At 68.2% G+C, this 14,561-nt stretch carries 14 protein-coding genes and 1 pseudogene; 1 reads left to right on the top strand and 14 read right to left on the bottom strand.

Annotated features, from left to right (window positions below; genetic code table 11):
- Nucleotides 1-108 precede the first annotated feature (108 nt).
- From rnhB to ASD72_RS02225, 14 genes and pseudogenes are all read right to left on the bottom strand, one after another.
- Nucleotides 109-714, bottom strand: coding sequence for a ribonuclease HII (rnhB, locus tag ASD72_RS02160; RefSeq protein WP_056878310.1), 606 nt, complete (start codon nt 712-714; stop codon nt 109-111).
- Nucleotides 711-1,871, bottom strand: a pseudogene (lpxB, locus tag ASD72_RS02165) (lipid-A-disaccharide synthase); the annotation flags it as partial. The pseudogene lpxB and the gene rnhB, both read right to left, overlap by 4 nt.
- A 17-nt stretch (nt 1,872-1,888) precedes the next feature.
- The gene (gene lpxA, locus ASD72_RS02170) at nt 1,889-2,677 is read right to left on the bottom strand and encodes an acyl-ACP--UDP-N-acetylglucosamine O-acyltransferase (RefSeq protein WP_056878312.1); all 789 of its coding nucleotides are present in this window, start codon (nt 2,675-2,677) and stop codon (nt 1,889-1,891) included.
- Between the two features lies 1 nt (nt 2,678).
- Nucleotides 2,679-3,134 carry a 3-hydroxyacyl-ACP dehydratase FabZ gene (gene fabZ, locus ASD72_RS02175; protein ID WP_056878313.1) on the bottom strand — a complete coding sequence of 152 codons (456 nt, stop codon included), beginning with the start codon at nt 3,132-3,134 and terminating at the stop codon, nt 2,679-2,681.
- Nucleotides 3,134-4,153, bottom strand: coding sequence for a UDP-3-O-(3-hydroxymyristoyl)glucosamine N-acyltransferase (gene lpxD, locus ASD72_RS02180; protein ID WP_056878314.1), 1,020 nt, complete (start codon nt 4,151-4,153; stop codon nt 3,134-3,136). Before lpxD ends, fabZ begins: the two co-directional genes overlap by 1 nt.
- Nucleotides 4,154-4,260: 107 nt before the next feature.
- Nucleotides 4,261-6,744: an outer membrane protein assembly factor BamA gene (gene bamA / locus ASD72_RS02185; RefSeq protein WP_056878486.1), complete on the bottom strand. Its 2,484-nt coding sequence runs from the start codon at nt 6,742-6,744 to the stop codon at nt 4,261-4,263.
- A gap of 119 nt (nt 6,745-6,863) precedes the next feature.
- Nucleotides 6,864-8,225, bottom strand: coding sequence for an RIP metalloprotease RseP (rseP, locus tag ASD72_RS02190; protein WP_056878315.1), 1,362 nt, complete (start codon nt 8,223-8,225; stop codon nt 6,864-6,866).
- Nucleotides 8,222-9,427: a 1-deoxy-D-xylulose-5-phosphate reductoisomerase gene (locus ASD72_RS02195; RefSeq protein WP_056878316.1), complete on the bottom strand. Its 1,206-nt coding sequence runs from the start codon at nt 9,425-9,427 to the stop codon at nt 8,222-8,224. The genes rseP and ASD72_RS02195 overlap by 4 nt, the downstream gene beginning before the upstream one ends.
- 2 nt (nt 9,428-9,429) lie before the next feature.
- Entirely contained in the window at nt 9,430-10,281 is an 852-nt protein-coding gene (locus ASD72_RS02200) for a phosphatidate cytidylyltransferase (RefSeq protein ID WP_056878317.1), read from the bottom strand.
- Nucleotides 10,278-11,036 carry a polyprenyl diphosphate synthase gene (gene uppS / locus ASD72_RS02205; protein ID WP_056878318.1) on the bottom strand — a complete coding sequence of 253 codons (759 nt, stop codon included), beginning with the start codon at nt 11,034-11,036 and terminating at the stop codon, nt 10,278-10,280. The genes ASD72_RS02200 and uppS overlap by 4 nt, the downstream gene beginning before the upstream one ends.
- Nucleotides 11,037-11,044: 8 nt before the next feature.
- The gene (gene frr, locus ASD72_RS02210) at nt 11,045-11,602 is read right to left on the bottom strand and encodes a ribosome recycling factor (protein ID WP_056878319.1); all 558 of its coding nucleotides are present in this window, start codon (nt 11,600-11,602) and stop codon (nt 11,045-11,047) included.
- Between the two features lie 76 nt (nt 11,603-11,678).
- The gene (locus ASD72_RS02215) at nt 11,679-12,602 is read right to left on the bottom strand and encodes a cation diffusion facilitator family transporter (RefSeq protein WP_056878320.1); all 924 of its coding nucleotides are present in this window, start codon (nt 12,600-12,602) and stop codon (nt 11,679-11,681) included.
- 52 nt (nt 12,603-12,654) lie between these two features.
- Nucleotides 12,655-13,380, bottom strand: a complete 726-nt coding sequence (pyrH, locus tag ASD72_RS02220) for a UMP kinase (RefSeq protein WP_056878321.1) — start codon at nt 13,378-13,380, stop codon at nt 12,655-12,657.
- A gap of 57 nt (nt 13,381-13,437) precedes the next feature.
- Entirely contained in the window at nt 13,438-13,794 is a 357-nt protein-coding gene (locus ASD72_RS02225; RefSeq protein WP_056878322.1) for a cupin domain-containing protein, read from the bottom strand.
- 64 nt (nt 13,795-13,858) lie between these two features.
- Between ASD72_RS02225 and ASD72_RS02230 the strand changes: the two genes are divergently transcribed.
- Nucleotides 13,859-14,554, top strand: a complete 696-nt coding sequence (locus tag ASD72_RS02230; protein WP_056878487.1) for an AIM24 family protein — start codon at nt 13,859-13,861, stop codon at nt 14,552-14,554.
- The last annotated feature ends 7 nt before the right edge of the window (nt 14,555-14,561 follow it).

Here is a 14,561-nt window from a genome sequence, read left to right on the forward strand (position 1 = left end):
GTCCAGGGGGAGGGTGCGGGCATGACCGTCATGCTGCCGCGCGCCGCGCCGGGATGCGCCTGCAAGAAGCCATCGTGACCATGGGCACGGTGCCGATGGTCACGCGATTCAGCGCGTGAGCAACGCCTCGCGCACGGGGGCGAAACTGCGCCGGTGGTGCGAGCAGGGGCCGTGCTGCGCGAGTGCCGACAGATGCGCCGGCGTGGGATAGCCCTTGTGCACGTCGAAGCCGTACTGCGGGAACGTCGCGTGCAATTGGACCATCAGGCGATCGCGCGATACCTTCGCCAGGATCGACGCCGCCATGATCGCCGGCTCGATGGCATCGCCCCCGACCAGTGTCTCGACCATGCAGTCCAGGCCCTTGGGCGCGCGATTGCCGTCGATGCGCACCAGGTCCGGGAACGGCTGCAGCGCCATCACCGCACGGCGCATGCCCTCCAGCGTGGCCTGCAGGATGTTGAGGCGGTCGATCTCGTCGGGCTCGACGAATTCCACGCGCCACGCGAGCGCGCGTTCCTGGATCAGCGGGAACAGTGCTTCGCGCTTCGCTTCGCTGAGTTGCTTGGAGTCGTTCATACCGGCGATGGGGCGTGCCGCGTCGAGGATCACCGCCGCGACGGCGACCGGCCCGGCCAGCGGCCCGCGGCCGGCTTCATCCACGCCGGCGATCAGGCGGGCGAGGGGCATCTCGAAGAGGCCTTCCGTGCTCATGCGTGCGACGCTGCGCAGAGCACGTCCGCGACCGCATCGGCGGCACTGGCCGATGCGTCCTGCTTCAGCTGCGCGTGCAGGCGCTGGTAGGTGGGCTGCAACGCAGCGACCGCATCGGGCGAGCGGAACCAGCGCAGGACGTCGGTGGCGAGGTGTTCGGGCGTGCAGTCGTCCTGCATGCGCTCAGGCGCGATGTCCTCGCCGGCCAGCACGTTGGGCAGTGCGTAACGCTCCACCTTCAACAGGCCCAATCCCTTGACGATCCGGTAGGTCAGCGGCGCGATCCGGTAGCCCACCACCATCGGCCGTTTGCACAACATCGCTTCCAGCGTGGCGGTACCGGAGGCCAACAGCACGACATCGCTGGCGATCATCGCCGTGCGCGCCCGGCCGTCGAGCAGATGCCAGGCGGTGTCTGCGCCATGCGCTGCGAACTGCGTTTCCAGGGCCTGCCGGCACGCCGCGTTCGCAGCGGGCACGATGACCCGGAGCCCGGGAATCTCGGTCGAGATGCGGCGTGCGGCTTCGAAGAACGCAGGCGCGAGGCGATGGATTTCGCCCAGCCGGCTGCCCGGCAGCACCGCCAGCACCGGCGCGCCGGCAGGCAATCCCAGCGTGGCGCGTGCGGCGTCGCGATCCGGCTGCATCGGGATGTCGTCGGCCATCGGGTGTCCGACGAAACGCGCATCCACACCGTGCCGCGCATAGATGGGCGGCTCCATCGGGAACAGGCACAGCACCCGGTCCGCGCTGCGGCCGATTTTTTCCGCACGCTTCTCGCGCCAGGCCCAGACGGACGGACTGACGTAATGCACGGTGCGTACGCCGCGCTGCTTGAGCCAGGCCTCGACGCCGAGATTGAAGTCGGGCGCGTCGATGCCCACGAAGACGTCGGGCTTCCAGTCGAGCATGCGCTGACGGAATGCCTTGCGCAGCCGGAGCAGGCGCGGCAGGTGGCGCAGCACTTCGGCCAGGCCCATCACCGCGAGTTCGCCCGCGTCGTACCAGGTGTCGCACCCGGCGGCGCGCATGGCATCGCCGCCGATGCCGGCGAATTCGGCCTCCGGGAACCGCTGCTTCAATGCCGCGATCAGGCCCGCGCCCAGCCCGTCGCCGGACGCTTCGCCCGCGCACAGCGCGATGCGGAGCGGCCGTGCCGCGGGAGTCGCATCCATCAGCGCTGCAACGGCCGTTCGCCGCTGTCGATGAAGTGCAGCAGCGCCTTCACGTCGTCGCTGGCCTGGGCCTGTTCGGCGAGTTGCTGCTTGGCTTCCGCCAGCGGCAGGCCGGCGACGTACAGCGTGCGGTAGGCACGCTTGATCGCCGCGATGCGGTCGGCGTCGAAGCCGCGGCGCTTCAGGCCTTCGCTGTTGATCCCGCGCGGCCGGCCGGAAGCCTCGCCCGCGACCATGGTGAACGGCGGCACATCGCCGCTGAGCAACACGCCCATGCCGATGAAGGCGTGCGCGCCGATCCGGCAGAACTGGTGCACCCCGGCGAAGCCGCTCATGATCACCCAATCCTCCACGGTGACGTGGCCCGCCAGCGTGGAATTGTTGGAAAACACGCAATGGTTGCCCACGATGCAATCGTGGGCGACGTGCGTGTAGGCCAGCAGCATGTTGTCGCTGCCGATCCGGGTGATGCCGGTGCCGGTGACGGTGCCGCGATTCAGGGTGACGAACTCGCGCACCTGGTTACGGTCGCCGATCACCAGTTCGACGCGTTCGCCCTTGAACTTCTTGTCCTGCGGATCGCCGCCGATGGCGGCGTGGCCGACAAAATGGTTGTCGCGGCCGATCCGGGTCGGACCCGTGACCGTGCAATGGGGGCCGATGACGGTGCCATCGCCGATTTCGACCTCGGGGCCGACGTAGGCGAACGGGCCGATGCTGACGCCTTCGCCCAGCGAGGCGCCGGGATCGACGACCGCGCTGGGATGGATGGCGGTGGGGGCGCCCATCTCAGCGGGTGTCCTCGGCGCACAGCACGTCGGCGCAGGCGACCTGTTCGCCGTTGACCGACGCCACGCCGGTGTAGAACGCCATGTTGCGGATCAGCCGCTTCAGGGTGACGTCGAGGTCCAGCCGGTCGCCCGGCACCACCATGCGGGTGAAGCGCGCGTTCTCGACCTTCACCATGTAGAACATCCGGCCGGCCGTGTCGCCCTGGTGCGACAGCTGCGTCAGCAGGCCGCCGGCCTGCGCCAGCGCCTCGATGATCAGCACGCCCGGCATGATCGGACGGTCCGGGAAGTGGCCGGTGAAGAAGGGCTCGTTCTGGGTGACGTTCTTGTAGGCCAGCACGCGCTTGTCCTTCTCGAACTCCACCACGCGGTCCACCAGCAGGAACGGATAGCGGTGCGGCAGCAGCTTGCGGATGGTGGTGGAGTCGATCGGTAGTTGCAGGTCCAGGGTCATCAGCTTTCCTTGTCGGCCGCCAGCACGCGTCGTGCCAAGGCGTCCAGTTGCTTGAAGCGGGCGGCGTTCTTGCGCCAGGTACGGTTGTCGGTGAGCGGCGTGCCGCTGGAATACTCGCCGGGTTCGGTGATCGAACTGGTCACCAGGGACATCGCGGTGATCACCACGCGGTCGCAGATCTCGAGGTGGCCCAGCACGCCGGCGGCGCCGCCGATCAGGCAATAGCGGCCGATGCGCGCACTGCCGGCGGCGGCGCTGCAGCCGGCCATCGCCGTGTGCGCGCCGATGCGGACGTTGTGGCCGATCTGGATCTGGTTGTCGAGGCGGACGTCCTCTTCCAGCACCGTGTCGTCCAGCGCGCCGCGGTCGATCGTGGTGTTGGCGCCGATCTCGCAGTCGTCGCCGATGACCACACCGCCGAGCTGCGGGACCTTGATCCAGTGCCCGCTGTCCATCGCCAGGCCGAAGCCATCCGCGCCGATGACGGCGCCCGGATGGACCAGCACGCGCCTGCCCAGGCGAACCCGCGTGACCAGGGTGATGCGGGCGATCAGCTCGCTGCCTTCGCCGACCGTGCAGTCGTCGCCGATCACGCAGCCGGGTCCGATGACGCAACCGTCCCCGATCACGCTGCGTGCGCCCACCGTGACGAAGGGGCCCACGTGCGCATCCGCGGCGACGCGGGCACTGGGGTCGATGACCGCGCTGGGGTGGATGCCAGGCGCGCGGACGGGCTTGCTGTCGAACAGGGCCGCCATCTTGGCGAAGGCGGTGTAGGGATCTTTCGCTATCAGCGCGGCGCCGGGTGCGGCGTCGGCGTCTTCCAGGCGCAGCACGACCAGGCTGGCCTGGCTGTCCGCGAGCTGCCCGCGGTAGCGGGTATTGGCGAGGAACGCCAACTGGCCGGGCTCGGCCCGCCCCAGCGTGGCGACGCCTTCGATGCGAAGGTCGGGGTCGCCCCTGAGCTCAAGGCCGAAACGGTCGGCCAGTGCGCGGGCGGTGTAAGTGGGCAGCGTCATAAGGCGCGTAGTTTAGCGCCAGCCAACGCCGAACCGCTTTGACGGGGGCGTATGGTGGAAGGCGGCCGGGGGAGGTTCTCCCCCGGTCCGTCACCGGATGGCGGGCGTCAGAACGCGCCGCCGAAGGTGAACTGCAGGCGCTCCAGCTCGTCGCCTTCTTCCTTCTTCAACGGGAAGGCGTAGCTGATCGAAATCGGGCCTACCGGTGCGCGCCACAGCAGCGCGACACCCGTGGAGGCGCGCAGCTCGCCGGCATCGAAGTTGTCTACGCCATCGAACACGTTGCCGAAGTCGAAGAACGCCGAGACCCGCGCGGCATTGGAATCGAACAGCTTCGGGAAGATCAGTTCGACCGAGCCGGTGGTCTTCAGCGAACCGCCGAGCGGCTGGCCGCGGTAACCGCTGATGACTTCGGAGCGCGGGCCCAGCGTGTTGTCGCGGAAGCCGCGCACCGAGCGCGTGCCGCCCGCGTAGAAGTTCTCGAAGAAAGGCAGCCCGTCCGCCACGAGGGTCCTGTGGAGGGTGCCGCCGTCCGCGCACGTTCCATCCGCGGCCGGCGTGGTCGTCGTGTTCGACCCTCCGGGAATCTGCGGGTCGGACCCGTTCACGCGGCAGATGTACCGATAGATTTCCGAACCGTAGCTGTCGCCGTAGCCGACTTCGGCGCGGGTGTTCAGCACGAAGGACGGACTCAGCGACCAGTACTTCGAGAATTCGTAATTGAGCTTGTAGTACTCGACGGTGGAGCCCGGCAGTGCGATCTCCGCCGACACGCGCTGGTAGGTGCCGCCCGTGGGCATGAAGTAGTCGTTGCGGGTGTCGCGCGCCCAGCCCAGCTCGGTACGCCATGCATGGAAGGTGCGCTGGCCGACCGCATTGATGTAGTCGACGATCGACTGCGGCGTGGAGCCTTCGAACGTCAGGATCTCGTTGCTGTCCACGCCGAACAACAGCGAGACGGTGTCGTTCTCGGTGATCGGCAGGCCCAGGACGCCCTGTGCGGCGGCGCTGGTGGTGGAGTACTGCGCGGTGTTGAAGTCCGAGTAGTCGAACTCGCGCCACCACAGGTTGTACCCGAGCGACATGCCTTCGTCGGTGAAGAACGGATTGGTGTACGAGAACGAATAGCGCTGCAGGTAGTCGCTGCGCTGCGCTTCGACGGCGACGCGGTTGCCGCCGCCCAGGAAGTTGTTCTGCGACAGCTGGATCGAGGTGGTCAGGCCGGAGAGCTGCGAATAGCCCAGGCCGAACACGAAGCTGCCGGAGGTGGTTTCCTTCACGGTGTAGACCACGTCCACCTGGTCGGTGGTGCCCGGTACCGGGGTGGTCTCGACATCGACCGTCTCGAAGTAGCCCAGGCGGCGCAGACGCACGCGCGAACGGTCAACGGCGACCTGCGAGAACCAGCTGCCCTCGAACTGGCGCATCTCGCGGCGCATCACTTCGTCGGACGTGCGCGTGTTGCCCTTGAAGACGACCCGGCGCACGTTGACGCGCGGGCCCGGCACCACCTGCAGGTTGATCGCGACAGTGCGGTTCTCGCGATCGATCGTCGGGATCGGGTTCACCTGCGCGAACGCATGGCCGATGTTGCCCAGCGTGGCGGTGATCGAGTCGGACGTCATCTCGAGCAGGATGCGCGAGAACGTCTGTTCCGGCTTCACGATCACCAGCTTCTCGATCTCTTCCTTCGGCAGCACCGTGTCGCCGGTGACCTTGACCTCGGAGATCTTGTACTGCTCGCCCTCGGTGATGCCGGCGGTGATGAACATGTCGCGCTTGTCGGGACTGATCGACACCTGGGTGGAGTCGATGTTGAAGTCCACGTAGCCGCGGTCGAGGTAGTACGAGTTCAGGCGTTCCATGTCGCCCGACAGCTTTTCCTTGGAGTACTGGTCATCGCGGCGATACCACGAGAGCCAGCTGGATTCCTTCGATTCCCAGTTCTCCAGCAGGTCCTCGGTCTCGAACTTCTCGGCGCCGACGACGTTGACGTGCTTGATCTTCGCCGCCTTGCCTTCCTTCACGGCGATCGTCACGTCCACGCGGTTGCGGTCCAGCGGGCTGACGGTGGGCGTGATCTCGACGTTGTACTTGCCGCGGTTGTTGTACTGGCGCACCAGTTCCTGCGTGACGCGGTCCAGGCTCAGGCGGTCGAACGTCTCGCCTTCGGCCAGGCCGATGTCCTTGAGGCCCGACATCAGGTCGTCGGTCTTGATGTCCTTGTTGCCGGTGAGCGTCAGCTTGTTGATGGCGGGGCGCTCGGTGACCGTGACCACCAGGATGTCGCCCTGGCGGTCGAGCTTGACCTCTTCGAAGAAGCCGGTCTTGTAGAGGGCGCGGATCGATTCCGACACGCCGGACGGCGTCACCATGTCGCCCCGCTCGATCGGCAGGTACGTCAGCACGGTGCCGGCCGAGATGCGCTGCAGGCCGTCGATGCGGATGTCGGTCGCGGTGAACGACTCGCTGCTGAGCGGTGCGGCCGCGGCGGGGGTAGCCGCAGGTTCCGTCGTCTGGGCCAGTGCCGGCATGGCGATGGCCGAGGCCAGGGCGAGGGCAAGCAGGCGGCGGGAAGGCAGTCGCGTCATCATCACATCCGATTGGGGTAGTTCCTGCGATGCAGGGGTGGGCCGCAGGGCTACGGTCCCGGGTTTTGCCGTCTGGGGGTGGCCCTTGGAGCGGGCCTGCCCGGAAAAGTTCAGGGGCATCAGGTCACCAGACGCAGGATGTCGTTGTAGAACGCCAACCCCATCAGGCCTGCCAACGCAGCCAGGCCCACATATTGTCCGGCCACCATGTGGCGCTCGCTCAAGGGACTGCCCTTGACCAACTCGATAAGGTAATACAGGAGGTGCCCGCCGTCCAAGACGGGGATCGGCAGCAGGTTGATGATCGCCAGGCTCAGCGACATCGCCGCCAGGAACCAGAGGAACCAGTCAGGCCCGCGTTTGGCCGAAACATTCGCCACCTGGGCGATGGTGATCGGGCCGGAGACGTTCTTCAGCGAGGCGTCGCCGGTCAGCATGCGACGGATCATGCCCAGGGAATCGGACGTCAATTTGCCCGTTTCGCGCAGCGCGGCGGGGAGCGCGGCCAGCGGGCCGTAGTGCAGGGTCGCGTCGTAGCCGGGCATCTGCGCGGTTTCCGGCGGCGCCAGGCCCAGGCCCCAGTAGTCCTGCCCATTGTCGGGGCGCTTCATCCGGCGGGGCTCGAGCTCGAAGGCTAGCCGCTCGCCGGCGCGATCGACTTCGACCATGGCCGGCCCGCCGCGCTTGCCGAGGGCGTCCACCTGGGTGGCGATATCGTTGAAGCCATGCACGGGCTGGCCGTCGACCGCGGTGACCACGTCGCCAGGCTTCAGCACGCCATCGGCCGGGGCACCAGGGCTGACCTTGCCGATCGTCGCCGGCACGACCCAATGGCGCCAGGTCAGGCCGATCAGGCCCACGGCGTTCTCCTGGTCGAAGTCAGTCGGCAGCCGGGACAGGGCCAGGCGACGGTCTGCGGTCGTGCCTGCGGCAGTCTCGACCTGGACGGAAATGTCATCGCCATCGATGGCGGCCTTGGTCAGCACGATGGACGCATCGGTCCAGGTGTCGATCGCGCGGTCGCCGATGCTGACGATCCGGTCGCCACGCTGCAGGCCCGCTTCCGCGGCGATGCCGGTCACGCTGCCCAGCGTGGCCGAATAGTCCTGCTTGCCCAGCACGAACATCGCCCACAGCAGGGCGATGCAGAGCACCACATTGGCCAGGGGCCCGGCGGCGACCACAGCGATGCGCTGCCAGACCGGCTTGCGGTTGAAGGCCTGGTCGAGCTGCGCAGCGGGGACATCGCCTTCGGCTTCGTCCAGCATCTTGACGTAGCCGCCGAGCGGGATCGCGGCGACCGCGAACTCCGTGCCGTGGCGGTCGCGTCGCGACCACAGCGGCTTGCCGAAGCCCACGGAGAAGCGCAGCACCTTGACGCCGCAGCGGCGCGCGACCCAGTAGTGGCCGAACTCGTGGAAGGTCACCAGGATGCCCAGCGCCACGATCATCCACCAGACGGAGCCCAGCAGGTCACTCATCGGATCTCGGCGCTCATGGGGGAGAGGTGGCCTGCGAGGTTGCGTTCGGTCAGTCGGCGAGCCTGCGCATCCGCTTCCAGCAACGCCTCCAGCGAATCGGCCGGCGTCGCGGGCAGCGCAGCGAGGGCGTCCTCGACCAGCGCGGGAATGGATAGGAAACCCACGCGGCCCTGAAGAAAGGCTGAAACCGCGACTTCGTTCGCAGCATTCAGCACGGCCGGGGCGGTACCGCCGGCTTCCATCGCCTCCCAGGCCAGGCGCAGGCAAGGGAATGCATCGGTGTCGGGGGCTTCGAAGTCCAGCCGCGGGTGTTGCAGAAGGTCGAGTCCCGGAACCCCGGAGTCGATGCGTTCGGGCCAGCCCAGTCCCACCGCCAGCGACGTCCGCATGTCGGGCAATCCGAGCTGTGCGAGCGTGGAGCCGTCGGCGAATTCCACCAGGGAATGCACCAGGCTTTGCGGGTGCACCAGCACGTCAAGCCGCTCGCGTCCCACGCCGAACAGGTGGTGGGCCTCGATCAGCTCCAGGCCCTTGTTCATCAGCGTGGCGGAGTCGACGCTGATCTTCGGCCCCATCGACCACTTGGGGTGCGCGACGGCCTGTTCGCGCGTCACTTGCGCCAGTTCGGACCGGCTGCGGCCGCGGAACGGTCCACCCGATGCCGTCAGCACGATGCGGCTGACATCGCCCTGAGCCTGTCGTGAACGCAGGCATTGGAAGATGGCGTTGTGCTCGCTGTCGATCGGGATGATGTCGGCGCCGGCCGCATCGGCCGCGCCGGTGACCAGCTCGCCGGCCAGGACGAGGGATTCCTTGTTGGCCAGCAGCAGCCGCTTGCCTGCGCGGGCCGCCGCCAGCGTCGACGACAGGCCTGCGGCACCGACGATGGCGGCGACGACCGTATCGCACGCGGCATCGGCCACGAGCGCATCGAGAGGTGCGTCGCCGGCATGCGCCCGGGTGGACAGGCCCGCGCCGGCCAGGCCATCGCGCAGGCGCGGATAGAGCGATGCGTCAGCGATCACGGCATGGTCGGGCCGGTGCGCCACGCATAGCGCGATCAGTGCATCCACATTGTGGCCCGCGGCCAGCACGCTGACGCGATAGCGATCCGGGTGACGGGCGATGACGTCGAGCGCCGAGGCACCGATCGAGCCCGTCGCGCCCAGGACCGCCACATTGCGGGGTGCGTGCGCGGCCATGCTCAGAATCCGAAGACTTCCTTGCCCAGCACGAACACGGGCAATGCGGCCAGCACGCCGTCGATGCGGTCCAGCACGCCGCCGTGGCCGGGGATCACGTCGCCCGAGTCTTTCGCGCCTACATGGCGCTTGAGCAGGCTTTCGAACAGGTCGCCCACCACCGAGAACAGCACGGTGAAGATCGCGACCACCAGCACGCCCGGCAGCTGGGCCACGCCGGCGCCTGCGATCAGCGCGCCGATGCCCGCGACCAGCAGGCCCGCGGCCAGGCCGCCCAGCAGGCCTTCGAGGGTCTTGTTGGGACTGATGCGCGGCGCCAGCTTGCGGCCCGCGAACCAGCGGCCTCCGAAGTGGCGACCGGCGAAGTAGGCGCCGCTGTCGGCTGCCCAGACGATGGCCAGCGCAACGAACAGCCAGATGTGGCCATTCGGTTCGGAAGCGTGGATCAGTCCGAGCGCGCACCAGGCCGGCACCACGGCCAGCGTACCGGCCGCCAGCTTGAACACGCGGGCCCACGTCTCGTGGTCGGACGCGAAGTGGTAGAAGCGCAGCCACAGCAGCGCGAGCAGCCACCAGGCCGTGCCAACCAGGGCCATCAGCCGCAAGGGGACCAGGTCGGTCGAACCCCGCGAGGCCCACACCAGCAACACCATGAGCAGCAGGTTGGCGGTCAGCAGCACGGTCCGCTGCAGGGTGTCGTCGATCTCGGCGAGCTTGAACCACTCCCACAGGCCGATCAGGAACACCAGGGCGGCCAGCATGACCAGCCAGGACGTCGGCAGCAGCAGGATGGCGCCGATGGCGAAGGGAGCCATGACGAGCGCGGCAATGACGCGGGTGCGGGTGACGCTCATGCAGGGGTGTCCTCCGTGGTGCTGCCGGCCACCTGGGCGCTGGTCAGGCCGAAGCGGCGCTCGCGCCCCGAGAAGTCGTCCAGGGCGCGCTGCAACAGCGTGGCATCCAGGTCCGGCCACAACACGTCGGTGAACCAGAGTTCGGTGTAGGCCAGCTGCCACAGCAGGAAATTGCTGATCCTGTGGTCGCCGCCCGTGCGGATGAAGAGATCCGGCGCCGGCAGGTCGGCCAGCGCCACGTGACCGCCGAGGGCGGCTTCGTCGATGTCCTGCGGTCGCAGGCGGCCCGCGGCGACCTCTTCGGCCAATGCGCGTGCCGCGTGCGCGATGTCCTGGCGCCCGCCGTAGCTCGCGGCGATCACCAGGTGCAGCCGCGTGTTGCCCAGGGTCAACGTTTCGGCCGCGTGCATGCGCGCGCGGATGTCGTCGGAGAAACGGGCGCGGTCGCCGATGAAGCGTACGCGCACCTGGCGGCGATGGAGTTCCTCCACCTCGCGGTCCAGCGCATTGAGGAACAGCTTCATCAGCGCACCGACTTCTTCTTCCGGCCGGCCCCAGTTCTCGCTGGAGAACGCGAACAGGGTCAGCGCGCCGATGCCGCGCTCCAGGCAGAAGTCGATGCAGACGTTGACCGCGCGGGCCCCGGCGCGATGGCCGATGACCCGCGGGCGCCGGCGGCGTTCGGCCCAGCGCCCGTTGCCGTCCATGATGACGGCGAGGTGGCGGGGCACGGACGGGGAAACGGCAGGGGACATGGCAGTCCTCAGACCGCCATCAGTTCCTGTTCCTTGGCCTTGACGACGTCATCGACGTCCTTGATGGACTTGTCGGTGAGCTTCTGGATCTCGTCTTCGGTCCGGCGCTCTTCGTCTTCGGTGATCTGCTTGTCCTTCAGCAGGTCCTTGACCTGCTGGTTGGCATCGCGGCGGATGTTGCGGATCGCGACCTTGGTGTCTTCGCCTTCGCCGTGGACCACCTTGGAGAGTTCCTTGCGGCGTTCCTCGGTGAGGGCCGGCAGGTTCAGGCGGATGGTGGTGCCGGCGGTATTCGGGGTCAGGCCCAGGTCGGAGGCCAGGATGGCTTTCTCCACCGCGCCGACCATCTGCTTTTCCCACGGGGTGATCGTCAGCGAACGGGAGTCGGAGATCGTCACCGTGGCGACCTGGCTCAGCGGCATGTCGGAGCCGTAGTAGTTGACCTTCAGGTGCTCGACCAGCGCCGTGGAGGCCCGGCCGGTGCGGACCTTGACCAGCGTGTGGCGGAGCGCCTCGATGCTCTTGGTCATGCGCGCCTGCGCGTCTTTCTTGATGTCGTTGAGCATCGCCCTTTCCGTTGCAAAGCTGTAAACGACCGATTATAGGGCGATTCGGCGCCCTTGCCGACCGCCCGGAGGGCGCTCAGTGGGAATGATGCGGCGCGGCATCGTGCAGGTCGTGGCCGCAACCCGCGCCCCGCTCGATCTGCAGCGTCGCGTGGTTGATGCCGAAGCGGTGGTCCAGCGCATGCACGGTGGCGTCGATGAAGGCGTCGTGATCGTCCTCGCTGGGCCGCACCAGGTGTGCGGTCAGTGCGATCTCGTTGGCGCCGAGGGACCAGATGTGCAGGTGGTGGACGGCCGACACGCCGGGCTGTTCGCGCAGGAACACGCCGACTTCCTCGGGATCGATGCTGCCCGGCACCGCGTCCATCGCGGCGTCGAAGCTGTCGCGCAGCAACCCCCAGGAGCCGACGGCGACCACCACGGCGATCAGCAGGGCGGTGGCCGGGTCCAGCCAGGCCCAGCCCAGCGTCGCCATGCCCACGCCGGCCAGCACCGCTGCCAGCGAAACGGCGGCATCGGCCATCAGGTGGAGGAACGCGCCACGCTTGTTCAGGTCGTGCGCGTGGCCGTCGCGCATCAGCCAGGCGGCGCCCAGGTTGACCAGGATGCCGAGCGCAGCCACCACGATCACGGGGGTCGCGGGAATCTCCGGCGGCGCGCTGAAGCGGCGTACGGCTTCCCAGCCCAGGGCGCCGGAGAACACCACCAGCAGGAGGGCGTTGGCCAGGGGAGACAAGAGCGTGGCGCGCCGCCAGCCGTACGTATGGCGTCCGCGGGGCGGGCGCCGCGCCAGCGCGGCCGCGCTCCAGGCCAGTGCCAGTCCCAGCACGTCGCCGAGGTTGTGCACGGCGTCCGACAGCAGGGCCAGCGAGTTGGTGTAGAAGCCGTAGCCCGCCTCGAGAGCGGTATAGGCCAGGTTGATCAGCGTGACCAGCGCGAAGGCGCGCGTGGCCGAGCCGTGGGGGTGCGCGTGTGCGCCGTGTCCGTGTCCGTGTGCCATGTCGCCTAGGGTGCCGGCGGGCCGGCACGGACACTATTACAGCGGGGTCGCGTCAGTTGCGGCCCTTCACCAGGGTGCCCACGTGCTCGCCGCGCAGGATGCGCATCAGGTTGCCCGGCACCGAGAGATCATAGATGCGCAGCGGTACCTCGCTGTCGCGGCACAGTGCGAAGGCGGCGGTATCCATCACCTGCAGGTCGCGGGCGATGACGTCGTCGTAGGTCAGCTGGTCGAAGCGCTTGGCGTCGGCATGCTTGCTGGGGTCCTTGTCGTAGACGCCGTCCACCTTGGTCGCCTTCAGCAGCAGGTCCGCACCGATCTCGATCGCACGCAGCGCGGCGCCGGAGTCGGTGGTGAAGAACGGGTTGCCCGTGCCGGCGGCGAAGATCGCGATGCGGCCCTTCTCCAGGTGGCGGATGGCGCGGCGGCGGATGTAGTCCTCGCACACATCGTTGATCTTGATGGCGCTCATCACGCGGCACTTGGCGCCGAGCTTCTCCAGCGAGTCCTGCATGGCGAGCGCGTTGATCACCGTGGCCAGCATGCCCATCTGGTCGCCGGTGACGCGGTCCATGCCGCCGGCCGCCAGGCCGGCACCGCGGAAGATGTTGCCGCCGCCGATCACCAGTCCGATCTCGGCGCCGGCGTCGCGCGCCTCGATGATTTCCCGGGCGATCCGGGTGATCACGGCCGGGTCGATGCCGTAGTCCTCGGCCCCCATCAGCGCTTCGCCGGACAGTTTGAGCAGGATGCGGCGATAGGCGAGGGGTGCGGTCATGGGGGCTCTCAGCGTGGGGGCAAACGGACGCAATTCTATCCGAGCCCACGTATTGCGTCAGTCGCCGGGTTCGTAGATCGCGTAAAGCTTGCGTGCGGGTTCGAGGACTTCCCAGGTGCCGCTGAAGCCCGCCGGCACCACGAAACTCTGGCCCGCCTCCCAGACGGTCTCGTCACCGTCGTCGCCGCGCAGTCTCAGCCGGCCTGCGAGCAGGTGGCAGAACTCGTGCTCGGTGTAGCTGACGCGCCAGGCGCCGGCATCGGCCTCCCACACCCCGCAATGGAAGCGCGCGTCCGGGGACGAGAACGCATTGGCGACCGCCTGCGTGGGGTGGCCCGACAGCAGCCGGTCGGCGGCGACGGCTTCGCGCGGCGCGCTGTCCAGCGCGTGGGGGACGGGCACGATCTCGGGCATGGCGTGGTCTCCGGGGATGCGGCTTATGATGGCGCTCCCGTCAGGCGACCATCAAGGCATCGACATGAGCGTGCGCACGCTGCAGGAGTTCATCGCTTCTTCCCGGGAAAAGGATGCCAGTGCGGACGCCTTCGAACTCGAGAGCCCGCACCTGCTCGAGGTGCGCCTGGACGGGCTGGTGTGGGCCAAGGCCGGCGCGATGGTGGCGCGCAAGGGGGCGGTGAAATTCACCCGCCAGGGCCTGCTGGAACAGGGCCTGGGCAACCTGCTGAAGAAGGCCGTCAGCGGCGAGGGCATGCAGCTGATGAAGATCGAGGGGCAGGGCCGCGTCTACCTGGCCGATGCCGGCAAGAAGATCACGCTGTTGCGCCTGGCGGGCGAATCGATCTTCGTCAACGGCAACGATGTACTGGCCGTGGAGTCGGGCATCGAGAGCCGCATCACGATGATGCGCAAGGTGGCCGGCATGCTGTCGGGCGGCCTGTTCAACGTGCGCCTGAGCGGCCATGGCATCGTCGCCATCACCTCCCATTACGAGCCGCTGACGCTGCCGGTGACCGCGCAGACCGGCCCCGTCTTCACCGATCCGAATGCGACGGTGGCCTGGTCGGGCGGGCTGACGCCGGAAATCGTCGCCGACGTTTCGCTGGGCACCCTGTTGGGCCGTGGCTCCGGCGAGAGCATCCAACTGCGGTTCGCGGGCGAGGGCTGGGTGGTCGTCCAGCCTTACGAGGAAGTGGTGCTGCAGCCCCGGCAGTAAGCCGCGG

Origin of the sequence: Pseudoxanthomonas sp. Root630, from assembly GCF_001427585.1 — a bacterium.
GTDB lineage: Bacteria > Pseudomonadota > Gammaproteobacteria > Xanthomonadales > Xanthomonadaceae > Pseudoxanthomonas_A.

What these genes read in the sequence shown, in the direction of transcription:
- rnhB (WP_056878310.1), bottom strand. Translation starts at nt 714, where the DNA reads ATGAGCACGGAAGGCCTCTTCGAGATGCCCCTCGCCCGCCTGATCGCC.
- lpxA (WP_056878312.1), bottom strand. Translation starts at nt 2,677, where the DNA reads ATGGGCGCCCCCACCGCCATCCATCCCAGCGCGGTCGTCGATCCCGGC.
- ASD72_RS02195 (WP_056878316.1), bottom strand. Translation starts at nt 9,427, where the DNA reads ATGGCCGCGCACGCACCCCGCAATGTGGCGGTCCTGGGCGCGACGGGC.
- ASD72_RS02230 (WP_056878487.1), top strand. Translation starts at nt 13,859, where the DNA reads ATGAGCGTGCGCACGCTGCAGGAGTTCATCGCTTCTTCCCGGGAAAAG.
- rseP (WP_056878315.1), bottom strand. Translation starts at nt 8,225, where the DNA reads ATGAGTGACCTGCTGGGCTCCGTCTGGTGGATGATCGTGGCGCTGGGC.
- pyrH (WP_056878321.1), bottom strand. Translation starts at nt 13,380, where the DNA reads ATGACCGCACCCCTCGCCTATCGCCGCATCCTGCTCAAACTGTCCGGC.
- uppS (WP_056878318.1), bottom strand. Translation starts at nt 11,036, where the DNA reads ATGTCCCCTGCCGTTTCCCCGTCCGTGCCCCGCCACCTCGCCGTCATC.
- ASD72_RS02215 (WP_056878320.1), bottom strand. Translation starts at nt 12,602, where the DNA reads ATGGCACACGGACACGGACACGGCGCACACGCGCACCCCCACGGCTCG.
- lpxD (WP_056878314.1), bottom strand. Translation starts at nt 4,153, where the DNA reads ATGACGCTGCCCACTTACACCGCCCGCGCACTGGCCGACCGTTTCGGC.
- fabZ (WP_056878313.1), bottom strand. Translation starts at nt 3,134, where the DNA reads ATGACCCTGGACCTGCAACTACCGATCGACTCCACCACCATCCGCAAG.
- frr (WP_056878319.1), bottom strand. Translation starts at nt 11,602, where the DNA reads ATGCTCAACGACATCAAGAAAGACGCGCAGGCGCGCATGACCAAGAGC.
- ASD72_RS02200 (WP_056878317.1), bottom strand. Translation starts at nt 10,281, where the DNA reads ATGAGCGTCACCCGCACCCGCGTCATTGCCGCGCTCGTCATGGCTCCC.
- ASD72_RS02225 (WP_056878322.1), bottom strand. Translation starts at nt 13,794, where the DNA reads ATGCCCGAGATCGTGCCCGTCCCCCACGCGCTGGACAGCGCGCCGCGC.
- bamA (WP_056878486.1), bottom strand. Translation starts at nt 6,744, where the DNA reads ATGACGCGACTGCCTTCCCGCCGCCTGCTTGCCCTCGCCCTGGCCTCG.